Genomic DNA, 23,540 nt, shown 5'->3' with positions numbered 1-23,540 from the left:
TAATTATTTTATCGGTGCCACAACAGCGCCATCTGTTAAATTGATCTGACCGCTGGTAATCGCCGTTTCGCCTTCTTTTAATCCATCAAGAATTTCTACTTTTTCTCCTAGAATCCTTCCGGCCACTACCTTACGCAACTTTGCTTTATTGCCATCTTCTAATACAAAAATCTCATTGCTGCTTACACTACCCACAAATGCGCCACGCGGAATGGTAATAGTTGGTGCCTGTGTAGGAAACTTGAAGATTGCCGTACCGTACATACCTGCTTTAATGGTATTAGGTTTGTTGTTCTCTACTTGAATTTCAATAGGGAAGTTCAATGAATTGTCAGCTTTGGCAGCAATAAAACTAACTTTTCCGCTAAAATCAAGGTTAGGGAAAACCGTAGTTTTAATCTGTACCGGATCGCCAATTTTCAGGTTTGCTACCTGGCTTTCGTTTACATTGACTTGTAGTTTTAAGCGACTAACGTCAACCAATTCAAATAACTGAGTTCCTTGTGACGTTACAAAAGCACCCACTTCAATGTATTTTTTGTTTACGATACCATTGATTGGCGATTTAATATTGGCATCACTTACACGGCGTTGCGATGCTTGCAACCTTAATCTTGCATTTTTAACCGACAACTTAGCCTGATCCAGTTGTTGTTGGGTAACACCACCTGTTGCGAAAGAGCTGCTGTAACGTGCTTCATCTTTAAGCGCATTTTGCAATGTTGCTTCTGCAGTCTCGCGGTCGGTATTTAAAATCTCCGCATCAACACGTGCTAGTACTTGTCCTTTTTTTACGTAATCACCTTCGTCAACAAATATTCTGGTCACACGGCCAGCATTCTCTGATAAGAAGTCAATTTCTTTATATGGGGTAAAGACACCGTTTACACTATAATCCAGGTTGGCGGCTTCTTTTTTAACTACAGCTGTACGTACACTAACGGCACCACCACCTTGAGCAACAATTGCAGTTATAGCTTCATTTTCTTTTTTATTGTTCGTCAGTACGAAACCGATTCCCGCCAAGGCAGCAATAATTACAATAGCTATAATAATTCCTCTTTTCATTTTAATAGTGATTTTATGTTTCCGTTTGATTTAATAAGTTGTATTTCGGCAATTTTGTAATTTAACAATGCCTGTGTATAGCTGTTTTGTGCTTCTGTAAGCGCATTTTCTGTATCTAGCAGGTCTGTTAGTGCTGCCAGTCCGTTGTTATAGTTGTTCTGCGTGCTTTTGTAAATTTCCTCTGCCAGCACCACGTTTTCACGTTGTGCGTTAATGGTCACCATGCTGTTTTTTAATTGAATTTTAGCATTTTCATAAGCCAGGTTTAAGGAGTTGGAGGTTTGACGTCTGTCTTCGTCTGCTTTTTTAATATCTACATCAGCTTGTCTCACTCGCGAACGGGTGGCGAATCCATTAAAAATAGGAATTCTTAAGCTTAAGCCTATGGCCGAAGCATCATACCAGAAAGCTGTACTGTTTGATTTAAACAAGTCAAATTTATCACTTTGACCGGTGTAAGACAAGTTACCAGTTAAAGATAAGGAAGGATAATACTCAGCTACATAGGCTTTACGTTGCAAGACCAACAGGTCGCGCTGTACATCCATTAATTTCATTTCCGTGCGGTTACTGATATTCACACTGTCAGACAATGCAGGTAAAGTAGTTACGGCACTCAGCTCTGTAATTGGTAGGTTGATTGCTGTGTTTACCGGCATTCCCATGTAAAATTTCAACTGATTTTCCAATTGCGTTACTGCATTGGTGGTTTGTTCCTGTTGTGTCTGTAGGTTGGTCAGGTTCACTTTAATCCGGTCTACGTCAATCTTTCTGGCTAAACCATTAGCGTATTGATTGCCAATAATTTTTTCTACAACCCTTACATTTTTAATATTGGTGTCTATTACGTTTAAGCGTTGTCTGTTTACCAATACCTGGTAATAGGTGTTAGCCACTTGTTCAATAACCTGTTCTTCTGTTAAGTCGGCAGACAAGTTGTAATAGTTTTCACTTTTTTTAGCCGCCTGTAAACCAGTAAAAACCTGTTGATTAAACAGCTCCTGGTTTAATTGCACGCCTGCATTGGCATTCCATTTTCTTCCTAATTGGAACGACTGGTCGCCAACCACCAACTGGCCAATAATAGGGTTATACGTTAAACCTGCATTTCCTGATATTTGCGGCAATGCTTGTGCGCGGATTTCCTGGGTTTTATACCTGCCACCGTCAATGTCTAAACGCGATTTGCGAAGGTTTTCACTGTTTTCAACCGCGTATTGGAGGGCTTCTTTAAGCGTCAACTCCTGTTGCGCCTGTGCGTTCAGGCCTAACAACAGACCCAGCAACAGTAGCGGTATAGTTTTTAATTGTTTGGTTAATCGATTCATTATTCTTGATTGTCGTATGCTTATTTGAGTCCTTTGATAAATATTTTAGAAAGGTCAAGTTGTTTCTCTAACATGAGCTTTACATCTTTTTTGCTGGGCATCAGTTCCTTGTTTCCCTTCATCACACAAAGTGATGTAATACCCGCCAGGCACTGCAGGTAAAGTAAGGCTGTTTTTTTAGTGTCAATGGTGGCAATTTCTCCCTTATCCATCGCTTCCTGCAAAAGTTGGCTATGAATTTCCATATCCTTATTTTTCATTTCCATTACATACGTTTTGATCTGCTCCGTATTTAGGGAGCTATCTGTAGTGCCTGCAGATAAATGCAGCATGTAATATTTTTGAAAAAACCGTTGTTTGATTTCAATCATTGCCGCAAATTTATCTTCCAAACTTGCTGTGGTCTTCTCCTTCGCTAAAAGTTCAAAGTAATCTTCAAAAATTTTACTGACCACACCCAGGATCAAACTGGCTTTATCAGGAAAATAATAATACAACGCAGGTTTTGAGACGGATAGATCATCCGCAATCTCGTTCATAGTTGTCTTGTTGATTCCATAATGTGTAAAACGTTTGATGGCACCAACGATTATTTGCTCTCTTTTTTTATCTGTTTCAATCATTCTACCTTTTTACTTTCTGACTTTTAACTTGTCGGGGTCAAAAATACAGCCATTATTTCTTAGTAAAGAAAAGTCTTTGCAAGCTGTATTTAAGATGACATTACTGTGACTGTTAGCTGGGTTTTAAACCCTTTAGAAAAACCTCTGCAAAACGCTTTTCTTTGATGAAGATTTCTTTGAATTGGCCTTTGTCGGGAAAAAAACGCTTTTCTTTATTGAGGATGTTGAAATGGATTCCAGAAAGTGCTTCGATGAAAATTTCTGTAATTAACTGGTTGTCTTGAGGTTCAAACTCGCCACTTGCCGTGCCACGAACGAGCAATTCTGTCAATATTTTAACTTCAAACGCTTTAGCGCGGTTAAATTTGTCATGAAGGTCTTCTGGTAATTCCGTATAAGATGACCTGGAAGGTTCCAGGAGGTTATAATATTTCTGGATATACCCTTGTCTTTTTTGCAGCAGCATCATCACGCCATCAGTGGCAGAAGTGGTTTTATCCACGGCCTTAATTAACTCCTTACTAATGGAATGCATGAGGTGTTCGATCACACTTACATATAAACTTAGTTTGTCAGGAAAGTAATAATACAATAACGCTTTTGAAAAAGAGATGTCTTTTGCAATGTCCGTCATGGTTGTTTTAGCCAAACCATAATGGGCAATTCTTTTTAAAGCGGCATTTATAATAAGTATCTTCTTTTTATCCTGGTTTTCCATTGTTTAATTAAGACCCCACGTTTTTTATAATTTCATCAATATGGTGATGTAAATATGCATTTTTTTTTAAATATTAACTTTGAAACAATAATAAACGCATAACAATTACATTTGCAGCATATACAAAACTACATACATGCCACCTATTCAAGAAAATATCTCTTTAAAACCTTTCAATACCTTTGGTATTGCTGCACAAGCAAAATACTTTGTTGATATTCAAAGTGAAGCTGACCTGGAATCCTTCTTAAAACATCCCATGGTCAAAGAAGAAACCTTACTTATTTTGGGTGGCGGCAGTAATGTGTTGTTTACAAAAGATTTTATGGGCCTGGTGCTTAAAATTAGCATTCCTGGTATTACTGTAGAAGAGGATGGCGATGAATCCATCGTAACGGCAGGTGCAGGGGTGGTGTGGAACGATTTTGTTCAGTATTGCGTACAGCACCAATTGGCTGGAGTAGAAAACCTAACTCTCATTCCTGGTACTGTTGGTGCATCGCCAGTTCAAAACATAGGTGCATATGGAGTAGAGCTAAAAGATGTCTTCCACAGCTGTACAGCCTATGCCGTGGAAACGGGAAGGAGCAGGGTATTTCGTTTTGAAGATTGCCAGTTCGGCTACCGCGATAGTATTTTCAAAAATGAACTTAAAGGTGCTTATATTATCAGTTCAGTGAGCTTCCGGTTAAGCAGACACGCCAGAATCAATAGCCAGTATGGGGCCATCCAGGCTGAACTGGCCAATAGAAATATCACAAGGCCTACCATTGCAGCCATTTCAGAAGTCGTTTCTTCTATTCGGGTAAGTAAACTTCCAGATCCGGCCACCATTGGTAATGCCGGTAGTTTCTTCAAAAACCCGGTTATTCCTGCAGCTCAACTTGATGAAATTGCAGCGCGTTTTCCTAAGGTAATCTATTATCCAGTAGGAAAAACGCATTATAAATTAGCCGCAGGCTGGTTAATTGAAAGCTGTGGTTTTAAAGGTGTCATCTCCGGACAAACAGGAACCTGGAAAAACCAGGCTTTAGTTTTAGTTAACCATGGTGAAGCCACTGGCGAGGAAGTGTATAGTTTTTCAGAAAAAATCATAGACGAGGTGTGCCAGAAATTTGGTGTTACGCTGGAGCGCGAAGTAAATATTTTATAATTTGCTTTAAATTTTATGGTTTAACCTGTTTTTAACTTTCAAGTATAGCCAATTCATTTTTTGGTACATATGTTGTAGAGGGAATAGTAGAAGAAATTAAACAAACTTAGTTGTGCCTTCGCATTAAAACAATGTTTGTTACGTTTTTAACCCTTTTAATATTAGAACATTATGACGAAAAATGAATTTAACCTACAGCTTCATGATCACTCTGTTTCTTTACAGTCATTCGCTTTGAATTTTACTAAAGATGTGGAGGATGCTAATGATTTAGTTCAAGATACCATGTTAAAAGCAGTGACTTATTACAGTAAATTTAAAGAAGGCACAAATTTAAAAGGGTGGTTGTTTACCATTATGAAAAACACCTTTATTAATAATTACAGAAGGTTGGTTAAAACGAATGCATTGATTACGCAGTCGGAAGATATTTCTTCAGCAAACCTTCATTACAGTGCCAGCAAAAACAGCAGCGATAGCAAGTTTGTAATGGGTGATATTAACAAAGCCCTGGCTACACTGCAACCAGAATATTATGTTCCATTTATTAAGTACTTTGAGGGTTACAAGTACCATGAGATTGCAGAAATGTTGAATATTCCAATTGGAACCGTTAAGACAAGAATTCATGTTGCCCGTCAGATATTGAAAAAATATTTAAAAACATACTCTAAAGAAATTCTAGGTGCTGATATCGTTTAGCTAAAAGAAAATAAAAGCTTAGAAACGCTTTTCCTAACAAGGGAAAGCGTTTTTTTTATGCGTATCCCAATGTAAATCCTATTTTTGAGCAGAACCTAATGATGATTAATGAATAACGGCTACATAATAAACCTGCTTCTGCTTTTACTTTCCTTATATTTATTTTATTCAACGCGTGCTCATCTCGCAAAAGAATGGAAGTTTGTATTGTATTCGGTGTTATTTACCGGGGTCTTTTCACTTGGTATAAGTGTCGCTTTTGTGCGATACCAGCTAATCCATTATGATTTTAATCAAACTGCAGGATTCGAAGTATCGGCAATTCCACTGGCCGCTGTACTTTTATGTTTTACACTGCCTACGGCAAGTATTGCCATTTACAATGCCTTAAATCAGCGTTATCAGGAGAATAGTTTAGATCGTTATACCCTGGCATTTAGTAATATGCTTATCGGTCTATGTATTGCTTTTGTGTTTTTTGCCTATACCATGGCCTATTCGGTCGTTACCTTTATGCTATTGTTTTTCATACTCCTGTTTATGGAATACCGCAATAAATTACGTTTCATGTATCGGTTTTACCGTGCCTATGGGGTCATTGCGTTGTCGTATTTTCTGGTCAGCCTGGCGCTGGGTACCATCAACGGCGCAGCCTACAACGTGGCACATACCGTAAAATTTAACCTTGCAGGAGTACCCTTTGAGAACTATGCTTTACTTTTTGTGATGGTATTGTTTGCTGTTTATCTATTTGAATTGTTCAAAAGCCGGAAACATGGAACTGCCTGATTATACCAAACAACAATTAGCCCTGCGCAACGGGCAAGATAAACCACAAATTTGGGTGGCCTATAAGGGCTTAATTTATGAAGTGACGGAAAGCCGTTTGTGGCGCAATGGGAAGCATTATGAACACTGGGCAGGCCAGGATTTAACAGATGAACTGGCAGATGCGCCGCATACTGCCAGTGTATTTGAAAAATTTAAGCCGGTAGGCCGGCTTAAATAGTGTTGTTCATTATATTGTGAAAGAACTCAGTTTTACAAATTCTTTAATTCGTTCTTCAATTTGTGCATCTGTCAAATTAAGGATACGCTCTGTACCAAATTTCTCTACACAAAATGACGCCAGGGCAGAGCCGAAGATAATCGCATTTTTCATGTTGTTGAAATTAATGGTACCTACCTTAGCCATATAGCCAATAAAACCGCCAGCAAAGGTGTCTCCCGCACCGGTTGGATCAAAAACTTCAGCTAATGGTAATGCCGGGGTAGAGAAAACCTGGTCCTGGTGGAATAATAACGCACCATGTTCACCTTTTTTAATGATCAGGTATTTTGGTCCCATGGTCAGGATTTTGGTAGCCGCTTTCATTAAGGAGTATTCGCCTGATAACTGACGTGCTTCTTCATCATTGATGGTAAGTACATCTACCATTTTAATGGTTTCCAGCAGGTCGTCCATGGCAATGTCCATCCAAAAGTTCATGGTGTCCATTACAATCAGCTTTGGTCGGTTTTTTAAGCGTTTAATCACCGTTTGCTGCACTTGTGGGGTAAGGTTGCCCAACATCAGGTATTCGCAATCCTGGTAGCTCTCTGGTATAACAGGATCGAAATCTGCAAGAACATTCAATTCCGTAATCAGCGTATCGCGACTGTTCATGTCATTGTGGTATTTTCCAGACCAAAAAAAGGATTTTTCACCTTGTTTCACTTGTAAACCTTCGGTATCAATGCCATGGTTGTTCAGGATATCAATGTTTCCCTGCGTAAAGTCGTCACCCACTACACCAACGATTTTAACGTCTTTATAAAAGTAAGAAGCAGCTAAACCGGCGTATGTTGCAGCGCCGCCTACTATTTTATCCGTTTTTCCAAAAGGGGTCTCTATGGCGTCGAAAGCGACAGATCCTATGATAATCAGGCTCATATATAAATTGTTAAAGTATTTTAAATTTTTTTCATTGCAAAGATTGCATAAATAATTTAAAAGCCCTAATATTGCATTCCCAAAACAAAGGAGGCTTGCTTCAAAATCAGAGTCTTCGCGTAGAGGGGAAAAGGATCCCGAATAGCTCAGTTGGTTAGAGCATCTGACTGTTAATCAGAGGGTCGCTGGTTCGAGCCCAGCTTCGGGAGCATAAAAGGCAAGCACGGTAAAACGTTCGCTTGCCTTTTTTTTGTGCGTTAAATCTTTAATTGTCTTTGCAAGAAAGACGATTTTGTATATTCGTGTATGATGAAAGAGATCATAAAGGAAATTTTAATTCAATAGCTTTACCTGTACAAGTAAGCTGGACGCTCATTGATCCGGACACCAGGAACCGGGAAATATAAGGATTACTTAAAGCTGCCCGCTTATTGCAAGGTTAGTGAAGCCTTGATCATCACACTCAATGAGGAAGAGACGTTGACTATTGATGGGGTAAATATACAAATAATGCCCGCCTGGAAATGGATGTTACAGACTTAACATTAGCTTAACAATCCAACCTTAATTTTAGCAATCCTACGCTAATGCTTAAAAATTAAGATTTCATGAAATTCCTTTTCTCAGGTTTACTTCTGTTACTGATGTTTTCGTGTTCTTTTTTACTCCAAGCTGCACCCAAAGAAGGCGAGGAAAGGAAGATGCATCGTTCCCCTACAGTGATTAAAAAAAATCCTGATGCTGCTTTTTTGCAAATCAAACGCCAGCTTAAAGAAGCGCAAAAAAATGGCGACAGATACACCACTGCCGTATGTTATGCGCAGATTGGAGAACTGTTTTATGGCCAGTCGGCCTATTCACAAGCATTAAATAATTATTATAAAGCCGATAACTTGTTCAGGAAAGAAGATCATACCGAAGAACTTGCTGCCAATTTAAACAGGATAGGCGAAACCTATTATTACAATAGGCAGTATGATACGGCCTTAAAGTCTTTCCAACAATCGCTCCTCCTCTATAAAAAGTTGCAGCATAAAAGAGGGGTAGCAAATTCCTATGGCTATATAGGCCAAACCTATGAGAAAACTAATGATTATAGGCAGGCCTTTAAATACCAGCAACTTGCCTTGCAGGAATTTAAAAATTTAAAGGATCAAACAGGAATTGCTAAAATTTACGAAAACCTCGGAAGTATATATGAGGATAAACTTCAGCTGGATTCTGCACTTAAGTATTTTCGGCTGTCCCTTGGGTTAAGTGAACACCGGGGCGATCATATGGCGCAAATCGAAATCGTCAATAACATTGCTGATGTATATCGTAAAACGGGGCAATACGCCTCATCATTGGTTTACGCCAGGAAAGCCGCAAAAATGGCTAAAGCGTTGAATGAACCTTATCAACATGCAAGTGCTTATCGTGACCTCTCTAAAACGTATGACCTGATGGGCAAGCATGACAGCGCGTATTATTACAGCGAGGCCGGGCGGAAGATTTTTATGAGTATATTTTCTGAGGACAATAGGAAGCAGCTGCTGTTATTGCAAACACTATTTGAAATTGAACAGAAAGATAATGCCATTGTGCAGCTGGAAAACGACCGGCAGCGGAACAGGTTAATCGTCATCGGTGCCGTTTTAATTATTATACTTCTGTTGTCGCTGGGGGCGAGTATTATTAGTCGGCAGCGATTAAAAATCAAAAATGAGCAGCAACTTAATGAACAACATCATACCTTAAACGAAGCACAGAAAAAAGACCTCGAACTCAAGAGTAAAGAATTGACCACCCATACCTTACACCTTATTCAGAAGAACCAGCTACTGGAAGAATTAAAACCAAGCTCAATGGTATGGTCAAAGATGATAAAAGAGACCAGCGCAAAGAACTGAAACAGCTCATTACCCTTATCAATTTCAGCAGTAACCTGGATAAAAACTGGGACGATTTCAGGGTCATCTTTGAAAGTGTGTATGAACATTTTTTCGACAGCCTGAAGAAACATGCTGATAATTTAACGGCTTCCGATTTTAGATTGGTTGCCCTGTTAAAAATGAACCTTAGTTCTGCTGATATTTCAACCTTGCTCGGCATCTCCCAAGACAGTCTTAGAATTTCAAGGTACAGGTTGCGTAAAAAACTACATCTCCAGGAAGGAGAAAAATTAAGCGCCTTCATCCAAAACCTATAGCTGTAATTAAGCTAACCTTAGGTTAACATAAACTTAATGGCCTTAAAGTAACATTGTAATGTACTTAAGTACAGCTGATTGCATGTGTAATTACAGCCCATGTTGCCCCCTTGTTAATGCCATTTTAAAGCCTGTATATGTTTTGTAACGTCATAATATTGCTTGCCGTTGCATAGGATTTCATCTTTGGCTAAAGAAAAAACAAAAATATGAAACTAAGGTCATTACTTTTTTGTGTCCCACTTTTACTCTTCGCAACGCTGGCTATGGCTCAGCGTGGAATTATAAAAGGAAAGATAACCGGGCAGGAAAATAAGGAACCACTTGCAGGCGCTACGGTGCTGCTTTCGGGTACCAACAACAAAACTTCCACTAACCTTAACGGAACGTACGAGTTTTACGTCAATGCAGGAGAGGTGAGGTTAACCATCAGGTATCTCGGTTACCAGGATACGACCATTAGGGTAAGCTTGAAACATGGTGAATTAAAATTGTTAAACATCCAATTGCATGACCGCCAGCAACACCTCCAAAGTGTAGTGATCACAGGTTATACGCAAGGGCAGGCCAAAGCTTTGAATCAGCAAAAGAATGCAGATAACATTAAGAATGTTATTGCAGCCGACCAGATTGGCAGGTTTCCTGATCCAAATGCTGCCGAAGCCTTACAACGGGTACCCGGTGTAAATATAGAAAGAGACCAGGGGGAGGGACGTTATGTTTCCGTTCGTGGTTTAGCTCCGCAATTTACCAATATGAGTATCAATGGCGAGCAAATTCCTTCTCCGGAAGCTGATGTGCGTTTTGTGGCGCTGGATGCTATTCCTGCAGATCAGCTGGCCTCCATTGAAGTCACTAAAGCATTAACGCCCGATATGGATGGTGATGCCATTGGCGGTTCCATCAACTTAATCACCAGAACGGCACAAAGTAGTAAAGCCGAAATTACCGGCTCCTTAGGCAGTGGTTATAACAACCTCATGGGCCGTACCAACCTGCAGGGACAATTGCAATATGGCCAGCGTTTCGGAAAAAATGAAAAATTAGGCGTGCTCCTTAACAGCAATTATTTTCATAACGACCTAGGTTCTGATGGGGTAGAAAGGGCAGTGGAAGACAATGAATTAGAGCTTCGTGATTATGAATTGACCAGAACCCGTTTAGGTTTAAGTTCTGCTGTAGATTATAAATTTAGTCCTAATCATGAGGTGTACCTTAAAGGGCTTTATACACGTTTTACCGACCGTGAATTTAGACGACGTTATATTTTTATCCCAGGCGATGAAGAAATTGTGAAAGCCACCAAAGATCGTTTTGAATCTCAATCCATTGTTTCCATTAATGCAGGGGCTAAACATACTTTCAAAAAGTTTTTGGTAGACTATGAAGCGCAATACAGCTATGGCGAACAAAATACCCCTTATGATAATGAAGCAGAATTTATAGCTGGCATCCCAAGTACTTTAGATTTTAGCAATCCCGATTTTCCCGCTGTTGAAGCTCAAGATTATACCAACAATTCTTTATATGGATTTGATGCAGTGGGTTTTGGTAAAACGTTGGCTAAAGACGAGAATCTTACCGCTAAGTTTAATATCGGTGTGCCTTATAAGGTAAATGGTCATGACGGCTTAATCAAATTTGGTGCTAAAGTGCGGTCCAAAACCAAGGAGTATACCATTCAGCAAAATACCTTTGAGAACCTCGGTGGTGTTCCTGATTTAAGTAATTTTGACCAGGATCCTATCAAAGATGAGTTCTTTTCAGGAAGGTATAATTTAGGTAGACCTTTGGATGTAAGTAAATTAATTACTCACTTCAATGCTAATCCAGCCCAGTTTGAGTTACAGGTAGAAGATAAAGCCATAGACGAAGCGCTTGAATCTTTTACTGCTACAGAAGATGTGATGTCGGCTTATATAATGGCGCGCCAGCAGTACAAAAAGCTGATGATTTTGGGTGGCTTTCGCTATGAACATACCAAAGTAAGGTATAATTCAAGTGATGTGATCATTAACGAAGCAGGTGACCTCGATGAAATTGTTCCGGTAACTGGCAGCAGTGCTTACGACTTCCTGTTGCCGCAGCTACATTTAAAATACGAAATCAATAAATACAGTAATATCAGGGCTGCGGTTACCTATTCTTACGCGAGACCAAACTTTGCAGAGATCGTTCCTGCACAGGAAATAAACCGCGAAGACCGTATGGCTACGGCAGGAAACCCTGCATTATTACCTGTAAGTGCAGTCAACTACGATTTAATGTTTGAGCGTTATTTTGGTTCAGTAGGGATTGTTTCTGCAGGTTTATTTCACAAAAAACTAGATGATTTTATTTACAAGCGCATCCTGTTTAATTCTCCCTATCCCTTAACAGGCACGCCTACCATGACTGGGATCGATGTGATCCAAGCCCAGAATGGCGATGAAGCACAAGTGACCGGCTTAGAGTTTGCTTACCAGCGACGTTTAACTTTTATCCCTCTTTTACACGATTTCAGTGTTTATTTGAATTATACCTACACCCATTCTAAGGCTAATATTCAAAGCAGGGGTGCTGATGAAACCACAGCAAATGCAACCGAAGAAATCAGGTTGCCAGGCCAATCGACTCACGTAGGAAACGCCTCTATCGCCTATGAAGGTAAAAAGTTCTCTGTAAGAACCTCGCTGAACTTTAATGGCGAATTTCTATCGGAAGTGGGGGGCACAAAGAAAGAGGATATTTACATGAAAAGTCGCATGCAACTTGATGCCAGCGCCAGTTACGCCATCAATAACCGCATCCGTTTATTTGCCGAGGTATTAAATATCACTAACCAACCGCTGGAAGTTTATCAGGGAAATACCTCGCAAACCATACAGCGGGAGTTTTATTCTTTCTGGACCAGATTCGGTATAAAATTCAATTTGTAACCTCTTTCGTAATTTATAAAACACATGAAAAATTCAATATATATACTTTTATCTTTCCTGGTGGTTCTTTTTTCTGCCTGTGATAAAAAAAATGATAATCTGGTTAACCCATTGGTAGAAGGTGATTTCCCCCAGATTTTATTGCTTGCAGATGAAGGTGATGGCGAATTAGAAGATGAAGACAAATTCAGCTTTGTGATTACCCTTGCCGACCGCAAGGATCCTGAAGGAAAAGAATTAGGCGGTACAGTTATTCCGCTAAAGGAAGATGTTACCGTTTATTTTGAAGTGAGTGGCGACAAAACTTTCAGTCCGACAGCTCCTTATATTTTAGCGGCCAATGCTTTTTATGAAATAGATGATTGTACCACATCAGAAGATGAAAATGTGGACTTGAATGTCGTTTATGACGCCCTTACTGGTAAAGGTAGTGTTACCTTCCCCAAAGGAGTAACGGAAATTGAAGTAGAATTTGAAACAAATCCTGACCTGGTGAGCGATGATCTATTCAATACCGAAAGCCGTAACCTGGAAATTAAATTAACAGCTGTTGATGCTCATTCAGAAAATGTGGTGGTTAATCAAGATAACAGTTTCCAATACATGGTCCTGGATGAGGAAGGTATTTATAGTGAATATGAGTTGTCCGTTAACCAACCTGCTGAATTAGCAAAATACCTGGCACTTTTTGGTCTAGTAAATGAGGATGTAAAAGCCTTAAAAGCTGATGAGGTAAAAGAGATCATTGTTGAGTTCCAGTACGGCGAATTCAAGGCCATTGTAGTACTTAACGAAACAGAAGAAGTAGAGGAGTGTGGATCAATTGAAACTAAAAACAAAGAAATAGAAATAGAAGGGGAGTTTGAAGAACTGGAAGATGATCAACAGGAGGGAGACCTGGAGTTTGTCGGGGCTGTTGAACAAGAGGATGGATCAGAGAAAGAATTTGTTTATAAAGGGTCCTTTAAGATAGACGGCGATCGTTTAGCGCTACGTTTACAAGGAGAATTTAATGACGAAAAAACTGCTGAAATTACGCTAAACCTTAAAAAATAAGCCATGAAAATTAAGTCATCAGTTACTATAGTTTTTAACTATACAGCGCTTCTATTTTCAGCTTTATTATTATCCTGCGGAATTAACCAGCAGTCGGGTCAAACTCAAAAAAAGGCATCAGCCATCTCCGAAACCATTAAAGAGGAGAAAGCTTCTGGATACCAGGGCGGGTTTATCGAAAATCTGCAGGTGCAGGAAAATGCACTGAACTTTTTAGTGGTTGGCGACTGGGGCAGGAACGGTCAGTATCATCAAAATACGGTGGCCAAACAAATGGGAAATGCCGCCATGACCATGGATGCCGATTTCATCATCTCTACCGGTGATAATTTTTATCCGGATGGTGTGGTGAGTACCAGCGATCCACAATGGCAATCGTCTTTTGAGAATGTCTATACCGCCCATTCTTTATTTCAGGACTGGAATGTGGTGTTAGGAAATCATGATTACAGGTCTAATCCGGAAGCCCAGATTGCCTATTCTAAAGTAAGCAGACGATGGAATATGCCTGATTATTATTATGCTAAAAAAGTAGCCATAGATGGCGATGCTACACAACAGGTGCTATTTGTTTATATCGATACGAATCCTTTTGTCAAAAAATACCATCACGATGAAAAGACAAAAGATAAGGTGTCGCAACAAGATACACTTGCCCAGAAAAAATGGATTAACCAGGTGCTAAGTGATCCTGATCCGGCTATTAAATGGAAAATTGTTATTGGTCACCACCCGCTTTATTGCGGAGGTAAAAGAGCAAAAAGCCAGGATACCTATGATATCAGGAATACCTTCGAGCCTATCTTTAAAAAACACCAGGTAGATGCATACCTGTGTGGCCATGAGCACGATCTGCAACATATCAAACCTGAGGGGAATACCCATTATTTTGTGTCGGGTTCAGGCTGTGAAGTCAGGCCCACTGGCAACATTGCCGGAACTAAATTCGCTGCCGCCGATTTCGGTTTTCTCACTTTCTCTGCAACAGCCAAAGAAATGATCGTACAGGCTGTTAATGATCAGGGAGCGATCATTTATACTGGCAACCTTAACAAAACTAACCCATAAATTTATACCTCAATTCAATCAAATGATACTTAACAAATTGATATTAAGTGCAGCTTTTTTAACCCTATTCATTTCCTGCACCAACAATACCTCCACATCAACAAACGCAGGTCCAACAATACAACCTTTATATGTCACAGAACCTGTGGAATTTGATACTGACGATCCTGCCATCTGGGTAAACCCAGCTGATCCGGCCCAGTCCTTAATTATTGGTACGGATAAAGATGAAAACGGGGGTCTATATGTCTACGATTTAAAAGGAAAAATCATTGCCGAAAAAAGAGTGAAAGGATTGAAAAGACCAAACAACGTAGATATTGCCTACGGACTTACCCTTGGGGGCAAAAAGGTTGATGTTGCCATCACCACGGAAAGGATGACCAATAAAATCAGGGTCTATTCTTTACCTGATATGCAACCTGTGGATAACGGTGGCATAGAAGTTTATGTTGGCGAAACGAATAAAATGTACCGCGATTTAATGGGTATAGCTTTGTATACCAGTCCTACCGGAGAGATACACGCAATTGTAGGTAGAAAAACAGGCCCGAAAGACGGAACCTATTTATGGCAATATGCATTGGCAGATGATGGTCAGGGCCAGGTTAAAGCCACACTGGTACGAAAGTTCGGAAATTTCAGTGGCAAGAAAGAAATCGAAGCCATCGCGGTAGATAACGAATTAGGTTATATCTATTATTCAGATGAACAGGTTGGCGTTCGTAAATACTATGCAGATCCTGCTAAAGGAAACAAAGAATTGGCCTTGTTTGCAACAGAAGGTTTCACAGAAGATAATGAAGGCATTAGTATTTATAAAACTTCAGCTACCACAGGGTATATTTTAGTGTCGGATCAAAGCGCAAACCAGTTTAAAATCTATAGCCGTGAAGGTAAGGACGGTGCCCACCACCATGAATTAATTACTAGTGTTAAAACCGCAACCAACCAAAGTGATGGCTCAGATGTGGTTTCTATTCCATTAAACAACGATTTTAAACATGGTCTATTTGTAGCCATGAGCGATGACAAAACTTTTCACCTGTATCGTTGGGAAGATATAGCAGGGAAAACTTTAAAGGTTAATCCTTAATACGGCAGCAGTTAAACAGGGCGTATGCTGAATATTTTAGGGCTTGATGTAAACCTATTTCAGGAATAACAATGCCGTGTGTAAACCAAAATCAGGAATTAACATGAAATAGCAGGCCTAGTGTGTCAAGTGAAACCCGTATAAGACAGGCATATATAGCCAATTTGTACGATAGTTTTTGTAAACACCAATTCTTAGATAGAAGGGGGTTAGAAGGGGGTTAGAAGGGCCTTTGAAGGGCCTCTAAACGGCTATAGCCCTTCTAACCCCCTTCTAACGGCGGCTTAACACCCGTTTGACGCTCCTATACCTGAGAATTGCAGGTCCGCACTTCTGCAGTTGTTTTTTTGCTGGAAACCAATGGTTTATCAATTTTGTTGATTTTATTTCAAATTGCTGTTGCAGAAACCAGAAAATAGTCCTAATATTGCAATCCCAAAACGAAGCAAGTTTTAATCACTTAAAATGGAATTTGGATGGGAATAAAGACTCCTAAGTAGCTCAGCTGGTTAGAGCATCTGACTGTTAATCAGAGGGTCACTGGTTCGAGCCCAGTCTTGGGAGCAAAAAGGCAAGCACGGTAAAACGGTCGCTTGCCTTTTTTATTTAATCACTTTTTCCACATTAATATTTTTTTTCGATAGATGCAGTAGTCGCCTATTTTGAAAATCTACGTTTAATATAAGTAAGCGCACCTGTAGACCATAAGGCCCAAATGATGAGCACAGGTTGGAAAAATAACCTGATTAAACGTGCGCGATCAGTGTTTAGTCCAAAAGCATCTGTATGATTTAAATATTGGGCAATATTGCCAGGGAATATGATGACATAAAATAGGGCAAGCGCAATTCCTACTGTAGCTTTTTGTTTCGTCCAAAATATTATAGCTAGTCCCAGGGAAATTTCTGCAAGCCCAGATAAAATAACAATCACATCCTTATGGATAGGTATCCAATTTGGTACCTGTGCCTGGAATTCTGCCCTTTGGAAAGTAAAATGCCCGATAGCAGCAAGGATCATGAATAGCCCCAGAACGATGCTAAATATCTTTTGAACCAAATTAATTTTGATGTTTTCCATAAAGTCATTTTTCATATTAATTTTTTGGAAGATTATTTTTTTGCCATAAATAGTGCAGGAATTGTAAATTACATCCCATTGGTAAACCATAATTATACCTAGTTATATACATCCGGTAGAATACAGCAACCTCTCCATTTTGTTTTTAATTATTCTAAATAACCTTTGCAAATCTCAATAACCTTAGTACTTTTGCGGCTGTTAAGAATAAATCTAAATAATAAATGAAGTTACTATATTCCATCCTTGTATTAAGCTTAATGCAGATTACCGTTGCCTTTTCACAAAATGTACAAATCAAAGGCCGGGTTATCAACGAAAAAGGGGAGGCCTTGTCCTCCGTAAACATGAACATCTCACCTTCTTCGGCGGCTGCCAGAACAGATGAAAATGGAAACTTTAGTTTTAATAACATACCTCAAGGAAAATATACGATTAAAGCGAAATTGGTTGGCTATCAGCAGAAAACTGCGGAAATCGAAGTTGGAACAGAAACGAAAGAAGTCTATTTCACATTACAGCCAGCATTAAACGGATTATCTGAAGTGCAGGTTTTTGGTACGGCCAATAAACCAACAGAAAAGTTAGATGCCATTACCAGACTACCGCTAAAAGCTAGTGAGCAGATCCAGAGTATATCTGTCATATCGAATAAACTGATTGAACAACAAGGTGCCCTGAGTGTAATTGAAGGTGTACGTAACGTACCCGGCGTTTACACCTATTCTACTTATGGTGGCGTAAAAGAAAGTATTTCTTCACGTGGTTTCAGGGGCATCCCTGTTTTGAAAAACGGTGTGCGGGTGATGACGGATTTTCGCGGACAAGGCTTTTCGACGGATATGCAGGGTGTGGAGAGTATCCAAGTGTTAAAAGGTGCCAGTGCCATCACCATGGGTGCTTCTACAGATTTAGGTGGACCAGGTGGAATTGTTAATGTGGTGACTAAAACACCTAAGTTTGAAAATACAGGCCAGGTGTCTTTCCGTGCAGGAAGCTGGGGTTTGATCAGACCAACTTTTGACGTTCAAGGTGTGGTTAATGAGTCTAAAACATTGGCCGTGCGTTTAAACGGTGCTTATGAAAATGGGGGTAAATTCCGTGATTTCATGGGTAATGAGTCCTTTTATATTAACCCATCGTTGGAATGGCGCCCAACTGAGCGAAGCACCTTAACTTTAGAAATGGATTACCTGAAGGAGAAACAGGGAATTGATGTAGGGACGGTAAACTTAGCTGTAGGTAACAAACAGAACCAAATTTATGACCTTCCGACTGAACGGTTTTTAGGGTTTGAATCAGATAAAACGGATACTAAACACAGCACTTATACCGCGCGTTTTAAACATGACCTGAATGATCAGCTCTATTTACGTGCTGCGGTTTTCCACTCTAATTATGATAGTGATGGAATTAAAAGTGGATTAGCTGCAGCAAAAGGTGCAGGCATCAATGTAGATCAGGTTAACATATATAATCGCTCTATTGCTCATAACTCAACCCGTGAAGATAAAAACACGGTATTCCAGTTGGATTTAGTTGGCCAGAAAGTTAAAACCGGTGGTATTTCACATACTTTCCAGGTAGGTGCAGATTACCGTTACATGGACCTGTATCAGCCAACTTATAACACCATTGCGGTAGATCAGATCAATGTATTAGATCCAACTACGGTGACCAACATCCTTCCTTCAGGCTTAACTCCTTTTTCCATCACCAATGAAACACAGTCGTACGACTACCGTTTTGGTATCACCATTCAGGATGTGATCCAGGTTACAGACTGGGCCAGAGCTTATGGTGGAGTTCGTTACAGCACCAATAAAACCAAAGATGATGGGGTAGAAAGTGTTACTTCAAGTTTCTGGAACCCGATGGCTGGGGTAATGTTTACTTTAAAGCCAGGATTCAATGTATTTGGATCTTACACCAATAGCACCAACCCACGTTCAGCATCAGTGGTTGACATTAATGGCGAAGCACTAGGGTCTGAGCGTATTGACCAGATCGAGGCAGGTATCAAATCTGAATGGTTCAATGACCGTTTACGTTTCAATGTCACTTTTTATAAAATCAACAATAGCGACATGAACCTGGAGGTTTTCAATGTTGATGAGAATGGTATTGTACAACCCACTGGTTATTATGCTAAAGGCGGTAACGACGAACGTAAAGGGGTAGAAGTGGAGTTAACAGGTAAAATATTGCCAAATCTGGAAGTAGTTACCGGTTATGCATATATAGATGCACAATACAAAGATCACTCGACCTTTATTCCAGGCTCTGCACCAAACAACACACCAAAACATACCTATAACATTTATGCTAATTATACTTTCCAAAACAATGTTTTAGATGGATTGAATATTGGTGCAGGCGTTTATTACCTGGGCGAGCGTCCATATAATGACTGGACGCAGGATGGGGTGCAATACCATGCCATTGACCCGAATACGGCACCATGGTACAATAAAGCATATACCATTGTCAATGCACAGGTAGCTTACCCACTGACAAAAAATATCGGTCTGCGGTTATTGGTCAATAATGTCTTCGATAAAGTAGGATACGACGCTTATCGTACCAGTTTTATTGACAGGGTAGCACCAAGAAATTTCTCAGGGGTACTTACCTATAAGTTCTAAGCATCACCTGGTATTAATATTTAAAAATCCCGCCCTGGCGGGATTTTTTGGTTTGTGTTCGAATTAAATCAAAAGTGAATTTTAATTGCAGTTGGGGTTAAGCTGTGGTTGCCCGAACATTTAGCTCTCTTTTTGTGTTTAAACATAAGGGGTATAACCCTTGATAGATTATACAGGATGGAGGTTAACTTAGAAATTATTGGCTGTGGAGATGCTTTTGGCAGCGGTGGAAACCATTACACTTGTTTTTATGTATCAAGTGGTGCGCTGCGGTTATTAATCGATTGTGGGGCTACATCAGGCCCAGCTTTGAAAAAAAGCCATGTAGATATTGCTACGCTCGACTATGTGCTGATATCTCATCTACATGGTGACCATTTTGGAGGATTACCTTTTTTGTTGTTAGATAGCCTGCAAACCCCGAGGCTTAAACCATTGTATATCATTGGTCCGCCAGGCATTAAAGAACGTACCCAACAGCTTTTTGATCTTTTGTATCCAGGCTCGGCAAGAAACCTGGACTCCAGCCAATTTATTTACACCGCATACACCACAGCGCAAGCGTTAATCACAGACCATTTTACACTGAAGGCTTTTTCAGTTGTTCATACAGAACAAGCCATGCCACATGGCTTAAGGTTTCAGCTCCGTGATAAAGTGATCAGTTATTCTGGCGATACTTCCTGGTGCGACAACCTGATCAATTTAGCGAAGGATGCCGATCTGTTTATTTGCGAATGCACTTTTTTCAACCTTGTTGTAAAGGGACATTTGAACTACCATACCATGATGCAACACCGCGGCGAACTGCAATGTAAAAAGTTGTTGCTTACACATTTTGATCAGGAAATGCTTGATGCTACTGATCAGGTGGAACTGCCTTGTGCCCATGATGGAATGAAACTAATTATTTGATAATTTTAACCTGACTATGAAGCTACAGCGACTTGTAAACGTATTTTTCTTATTTACCCTGGTGGTGGGCATTTTGTATATCGCCCGCGAATTTTTAATTCCCCTGGCACTTGCCGGCATACTAAGTATGTTGTTTGTTTCAGTGTGTAATTGGTGCGAAAGTAAAGGTATGCACCGCGGAGTATCTGCTTTTTTAGCAGTATTAGCGTTATATACCTTTGTAGGTCTGGTGTTCTTTTTCCTTTCCTGGCAGCTCAATGACTTCGCTTCACAAATGGGCAATATGCAGAGCAAATTAATTGGTTTCGTTGACCAGATTAGAAACTGGATCAATACTACTGTAGGCATTACGCATGCACAGCAAAAGGAAGTAATTAAAGAAAGTCAGGCTGGCGGTGGTGGCGATATGCTTTTCGGTTTTGCTGCTGGGGTTACCGGTGTGCTGATCAATACGGTTTTGGTAACCGTATACCTGTTTTTATTGTTGTTTTATCGCTCACACCTTAAAAAAGCACTGATAAAAATGGTTCCAAGAGGTGAAGAAAGCAACACCGGTGACATAGTTAACCAATCTGTGCAGGTGTCAAGACAATACCTGGGTGGTATGGCCATGATGATTGGGATGTTGTGGGTAATGTATGGCATAGGTTTTAGCCTAGTAGGTGTAAAAAGCGCTATTTTCTTTGCGGTATTGTGTGGCCTGCTGGAGATCGTTCCTTTTATTGGTAACCTCACCGGCACTGCGATTACGCTGCTTGCCGTTACTGCACAGGGGGGAGATAGTAAAATGCTTATTGGCGTAGTGGTAACGTATTTAGTGGTGCAATTTATACAGACTTATGTGCTGGAACCTATGGTTGTAGGTAAGCAGGTTAATATTAATCCATTGTTTACGATTATCGCTATCGTTATTGGGGAAATGATTTGGGGTATTGCGGGCATGATTCTGGCCATCCCGATTCTGGGCATGCTTAAGATTTTTTTCGATCATGTGCCCATACTTAAGCCATATGGTTTTTTGATAGGTGGTGATTGATGTTTTATGTATCTTAGGTATAAAACTCATCACTTGTTATGAATAACAAATCCCGAAAAAAATCAGTTGTATGTTTTGGAGAGATATTATGGGATAACCTACCTGAGGGACGCAGACCGGGTGGCGCACCTATGAATGTGGCCTATCATTTACACCGACTAGGCATCGATAGCCAGTTAATTAGTCGTGTTGGTCAAGATACTTCAGGCGATGCTTTGATTAGCTTTTTGAATGAAATGGACCTGCCGGTAAACCGGATACAGGTTGATTATTTGCGGGAAACCAGTGTAGTGGAAGCTAACATTGACCCCGAAACAAAAGAGGTGAGTTATGAAATTTTATCCCCGGTGGCTTGGGATTTTATCAGCTGGAAACCTGAGTATGCTCCTTTACTTGATGAAGCCGCAGCTTTTGTTTTTGGGTCGCTGAGTGGCCGAAACACTGTCTCCAGAGAAACGTTGTATAAAATGCTGCAATATGGCAGCTACCATGTTTTTGATGTGAATCTTCGTGCACCCCATTATGAACCTAATGTTATTGACGACCTGCTTAAAAGAGCAAATTTGGTGAAGTTAAACAGCAGTGAGTTATTGCTGATTGCTGGTTGGTACAGTAAAAATTGCCGTAAGGAAGAAGAAGCGATTGATATGCTGTTTAACCGTTTTAAGATGGCAGAAATGGTCATTACCAAAGGCAGTAAAGGGGCTACTTATTACACAGAAAATTATCGGTATGATTACCCAGCTTATCCAACAAGGGTGGCTGATACTATTGGTAGTGGCGATTCATTTCTGGCCGCTTTCCTTGCCATGAAGCTAAGCGAGCAAACTGTAGAAGCTACACTTGATTATGCCGTGGCCATGGGGGCATTTATTACTGCCAAACCAGGTGCCTGTCCACCATATTCTAAATATGATTTTACGCGTTATATTTGGAAAAAGAATTTGAATATTGACTAATCCGGAATTACCTGGATTAATTCGCCACCATTTGGTTCTCTTAGCCAGCCAAATGACCTGGCGCTAATCTTGTTGGAACTTAGCAAACTTTCAAATTCATCAACACCCTCGTCGGCTACGACTACCAATAACCCACCACCAATTTCTGGATCTGCAAGTATCTGTTTTTGTTTTTCTGTAAGCAGACTAACCTTATCTTTATAATTTTTCCAATTTTTCAATGAGTCTGGGGGACAGCAATTTTTGCTCACGTAATACATAATGGAGTGGATAGTTGGCACACTTTTAAAATCGATAACGGCAGATAGTCCACTTTTTTCACATATATCTATTAGATGACCTAATAGACCAATACTTGTAACCTCCGTCATGGTCTTTACCCCTTTAATTTGCGACCATGTCTGACCTAATTTGTTAAGTGTAAGCATGCTTTTTAACATTAAATCCGAGTCTTCAGGTGTTAATAACCCTTTAACTTTGGCGGTGGCAAGAATGCCTAAGCCCAGGGGTTTTGTGAGATAAAGGCGGCATCCAGATATTGCATTAGAATGTTGAACTAACTCGTCACTATTTATAAGACCATTCACCGCTAAACCGAATACCAGCTCGGCAGCATTAATTTGATGCTGGTCAGAAAGTATAATTCCAGCCTCTGAACAAATCACTCTTGCGCCTTTCATGATCTGATTTGCATCTTCCAGAGAAAACTGATCAGCAGGCCATCCTAAAATGGCTCTAGCAGATAAAGGTTTACCGCCCAGGGCATACACGCTATTAATCACGCTTGCACCTGCGATGCGCCCAAAATCACTAAGGTCGTCAACTATGGGCTTAAAGAAATTTGCAATGGAGATAAGGGCGGTGCCGTTTCCTAAATCTAAAACTGGTGTATTATTGTTGAAAACGGTATTCATTATGATGTAGAATTATAGGTGAGACACTTGAGTCAGGATCAATTAGGTTTAACCATTATATACACAACATGATATATTAGAATAAAGTTTTCGTTATTCTTCTTTTCAGCTTGATTGACCTCTTTTACTGTTATTTA

Annotated in this window: 21 protein-coding genes and 2 tRNA genes; 16 read left to right on the top strand and 7 right to left on the bottom strand. The window is 40.0% G+C overall.

What is annotated here, in order from left to right; translation table 11 throughout:
• Positions 1 to 3: 3 nt before the first annotated feature.
• The 4 genes from IWX76_RS14985 to IWX76_RS14970 form a co-directional block, all read right to left on the bottom strand.
• Positions 4 to 1,068, bottom strand: coding sequence for an efflux RND transporter periplasmic adaptor subunit (locus IWX76_RS14985; protein ID WP_196860843.1), 1,065 nt, complete (start codon positions 1,066 to 1,068; stop codon positions 4 to 6).
• Entirely contained in the window at positions 1,065 to 2,396 is a 1,332-nt protein-coding gene (locus tag IWX76_RS14980; protein WP_196860842.1) for a TolC family protein, read from the bottom strand. Before IWX76_RS14980 ends, IWX76_RS14985 begins: the two co-directional genes overlap by 4 nt.
• Positions 2,397 to 2,416: 20 nt before the next feature.
• On the bottom strand, positions 2,417 to 3,019 hold the full coding sequence (locus tag IWX76_RS14975) for a TetR/AcrR family transcriptional regulator (RefSeq protein ID WP_196860841.1): 603 nt from the start codon (positions 3,017 to 3,019) through the stop codon (positions 2,417 to 2,419).
• Between the two features lie 112 nt (positions 3,020 to 3,131).
• Positions 3,132 to 3,737, bottom strand: a complete 606-nt coding sequence (locus tag IWX76_RS14970) for a TetR/AcrR family transcriptional regulator (RefSeq protein WP_196860840.1) — start codon at positions 3,735 to 3,737, stop codon at positions 3,132 to 3,134.
• A 136-nt stretch (positions 3,738 to 3,873) separates the two neighbouring features.
• Between IWX76_RS14970 and murB the strand changes: the two genes are divergently transcribed.
• The 4 genes from murB to IWX76_RS14950 all read left to right on the top strand — a co-directional run bounded on the left by murB (position 3,874) and on the right by IWX76_RS14950 (position 6,601).
• Positions 3,874 to 4,890 (top strand): UDP-N-acetylmuramate dehydrogenase, encoded by a 1,017-nt coding sequence (gene murB, locus IWX76_RS14965; protein ID WP_196860839.1) that lies wholly within the window; start codon positions 3,874 to 3,876, stop codon positions 4,888 to 4,890.
• A 171-nt stretch (positions 4,891 to 5,061) separates the two neighbouring features.
• Positions 5,062 to 5,592: an RNA polymerase sigma factor gene (locus IWX76_RS14960; protein WP_196860838.1), complete on the top strand. Its 531-nt coding sequence runs from the start codon at positions 5,062 to 5,064 to the stop codon at positions 5,590 to 5,592.
• Positions 5,593 to 5,700: 108 nt separating this feature from the next.
• Positions 5,701 to 6,381: a lycopene cyclase domain-containing protein gene (locus tag IWX76_RS14955; RefSeq protein WP_196860837.1), complete on the top strand. Its 681-nt coding sequence runs from the start codon at positions 5,701 to 5,703 to the stop codon at positions 6,379 to 6,381.
• Positions 6,368 to 6,601, top strand: a complete 234-nt coding sequence (locus IWX76_RS14950; RefSeq protein WP_196860836.1) for a cytochrome b5 domain-containing protein — start codon at positions 6,368 to 6,370, stop codon at positions 6,599 to 6,601. The genes IWX76_RS14955 and IWX76_RS14950 overlap by 14 nt, the downstream gene beginning before the upstream one ends.
• A 9-nt stretch (positions 6,602 to 6,610) precedes the next feature.
• Here IWX76_RS14950 and IWX76_RS14945 read toward each other — a convergent pair whose 3' ends face one another.
• Positions 6,611 to 7,525 carry a PfkB family carbohydrate kinase gene (locus IWX76_RS14945; RefSeq protein ID WP_196860835.1) on the bottom strand — a complete coding sequence of 305 codons (915 nt, stop codon included), beginning with the start codon at positions 7,523 to 7,525 and terminating at the stop codon, positions 6,611 to 6,613.
• Between the two features lie 135 nt (positions 7,526 to 7,660).
• Here IWX76_RS14945 and IWX76_RS14940 point away from each other — a divergent pair.
• The 8 genes from IWX76_RS14940 to IWX76_RS14905 all read left to right on the top strand — a co-directional run bounded on the left by IWX76_RS14940 (position 7,661) and on the right by IWX76_RS14905 (position 16,418).
• A tRNA-Asn gene (locus IWX76_RS14940) sits at positions 7,661 to 7,734 on the top strand.
• Positions 7,735 to 8,133: 399 nt separating this feature from the next.
• Entirely contained in the window at positions 8,134 to 9,417 is a 1,284-nt protein-coding gene (locus IWX76_RS14935) for a tetratricopeptide repeat protein (protein WP_196860834.1), read from the top strand.
• Positions 9,378 to 9,716: a helix-turn-helix transcriptional regulator gene (locus IWX76_RS14930; RefSeq protein WP_196860833.1), complete on the top strand. Its 339-nt coding sequence runs from the start codon at positions 9,378 to 9,380 to the stop codon at positions 9,714 to 9,716. Before IWX76_RS14935 ends, IWX76_RS14930 begins: the two co-directional genes overlap by 40 nt.
• Before the next feature lie 209 nt (positions 9,717 to 9,925).
• Positions 9,926 to 12,634 carry a TonB-dependent receptor gene (locus IWX76_RS14925; RefSeq protein WP_196860832.1) on the top strand — a complete coding sequence of 903 codons (2,709 nt, stop codon included), beginning with the start codon at positions 9,926 to 9,928 and terminating at the stop codon, positions 12,632 to 12,634.
• A gap of 24 nt (positions 12,635 to 12,658) precedes the next feature.
• A complete protein-coding gene (locus IWX76_RS14920; protein WP_196860831.1) occupies positions 12,659 to 13,690 on the top strand; it encodes a hypothetical protein in 1,032 nt (343 codons plus the stop codon).
• A 3-nt stretch (positions 13,691 to 13,693) separates the two neighbouring features.
• Complete coding sequence (locus IWX76_RS14915; RefSeq protein WP_196860830.1) at positions 13,694 to 14,758, top strand: purple acid phosphatase family protein; 1,065 nt, start codon at positions 13,694 to 13,696, stop codon at positions 14,756 to 14,758.
• 22 nt (positions 14,759 to 14,780) lie between these two features.
• Positions 14,781 to 15,854, top strand: coding sequence for a phytase (locus IWX76_RS14910; RefSeq protein WP_196860829.1), 1,074 nt, complete (start codon positions 14,781 to 14,783; stop codon positions 15,852 to 15,854).
• 490 nt (positions 15,855 to 16,344) lie between these two features.
• Positions 16,345 to 16,418 (top strand) — tRNA-Asn (locus IWX76_RS14905).
• 93 nt (positions 16,419 to 16,511) lie between these two features.
• On the opposite strand, the gene IWX76_RS14900 is transcribed toward IWX76_RS14905, so the two are convergent.
• A complete protein-coding gene (locus tag IWX76_RS14900; RefSeq protein ID WP_334642024.1) occupies positions 16,512 to 16,949 on the bottom strand; it encodes a DoxX family protein in 438 nt (145 codons plus the stop codon).
• A gap of 209 nt (positions 16,950 to 17,158) precedes the next feature.
• Here IWX76_RS14900 and IWX76_RS14895 point away from each other — a divergent pair, with 209 nt between their 5' ends.
• The 4 genes from IWX76_RS14895 to IWX76_RS14880 all read left to right on the top strand — a co-directional run bounded on the left by IWX76_RS14895 (position 17,159) and on the right by IWX76_RS14880 (position 22,489).
• Complete coding sequence (locus tag IWX76_RS14895) at positions 17,159 to 19,579, top strand: TonB-dependent siderophore receptor (RefSeq protein WP_196860828.1); 2,421 nt, start codon at positions 17,159 to 17,161, stop codon at positions 19,577 to 19,579.
• Positions 19,580 to 19,756: 177 nt separating this feature from the next.
• Positions 19,757 to 20,494, top strand: coding sequence for an MBL fold metallo-hydrolase (locus IWX76_RS14890; protein WP_196860827.1), 738 nt, complete (start codon positions 19,757 to 19,759; stop codon positions 20,492 to 20,494).
• Positions 20,495 to 20,510: 16 nt separating this feature from the next.
• On the top strand, positions 20,511 to 21,530 hold the full coding sequence (locus IWX76_RS14885) for an AI-2E family transporter (RefSeq protein WP_196860826.1): 1,020 nt from the start codon (positions 20,511 to 20,513) through the stop codon (positions 21,528 to 21,530).
• 38 nt (positions 21,531 to 21,568) lie between these two features.
• Complete coding sequence (locus tag IWX76_RS14880; protein ID WP_196860825.1) at positions 21,569 to 22,489, top strand: carbohydrate kinase family protein; 921 nt, start codon at positions 21,569 to 21,571, stop codon at positions 22,487 to 22,489.
• Here the strand turns inward: IWX76_RS14880 and selD are convergent.
• Positions 22,486 to 23,403: a selenide, water dikinase SelD gene (gene selD, locus IWX76_RS14875; protein ID WP_196860824.1), complete on the bottom strand. Its 918-nt coding sequence runs from the start codon at positions 23,401 to 23,403 to the stop codon at positions 22,486 to 22,488. The two genes, IWX76_RS14880 and selD, sit on opposite strands and share 4 nt — an antisense overlap.
• Positions 23,404 to 23,540 lie beyond the last annotated feature (137 nt).

Source organism: Pedobacter sp. CAN_A7, assembly GCF_015752175.1.
GTDB lineage: Bacteria > Bacteroidota > Bacteroidia > Sphingobacteriales > Sphingobacteriaceae > Pedobacter.
The sequence above is the reverse complement of the archived record's forward strand: the minus strand, read 5'-3'. Positions and strand labels throughout refer to the sequence as shown.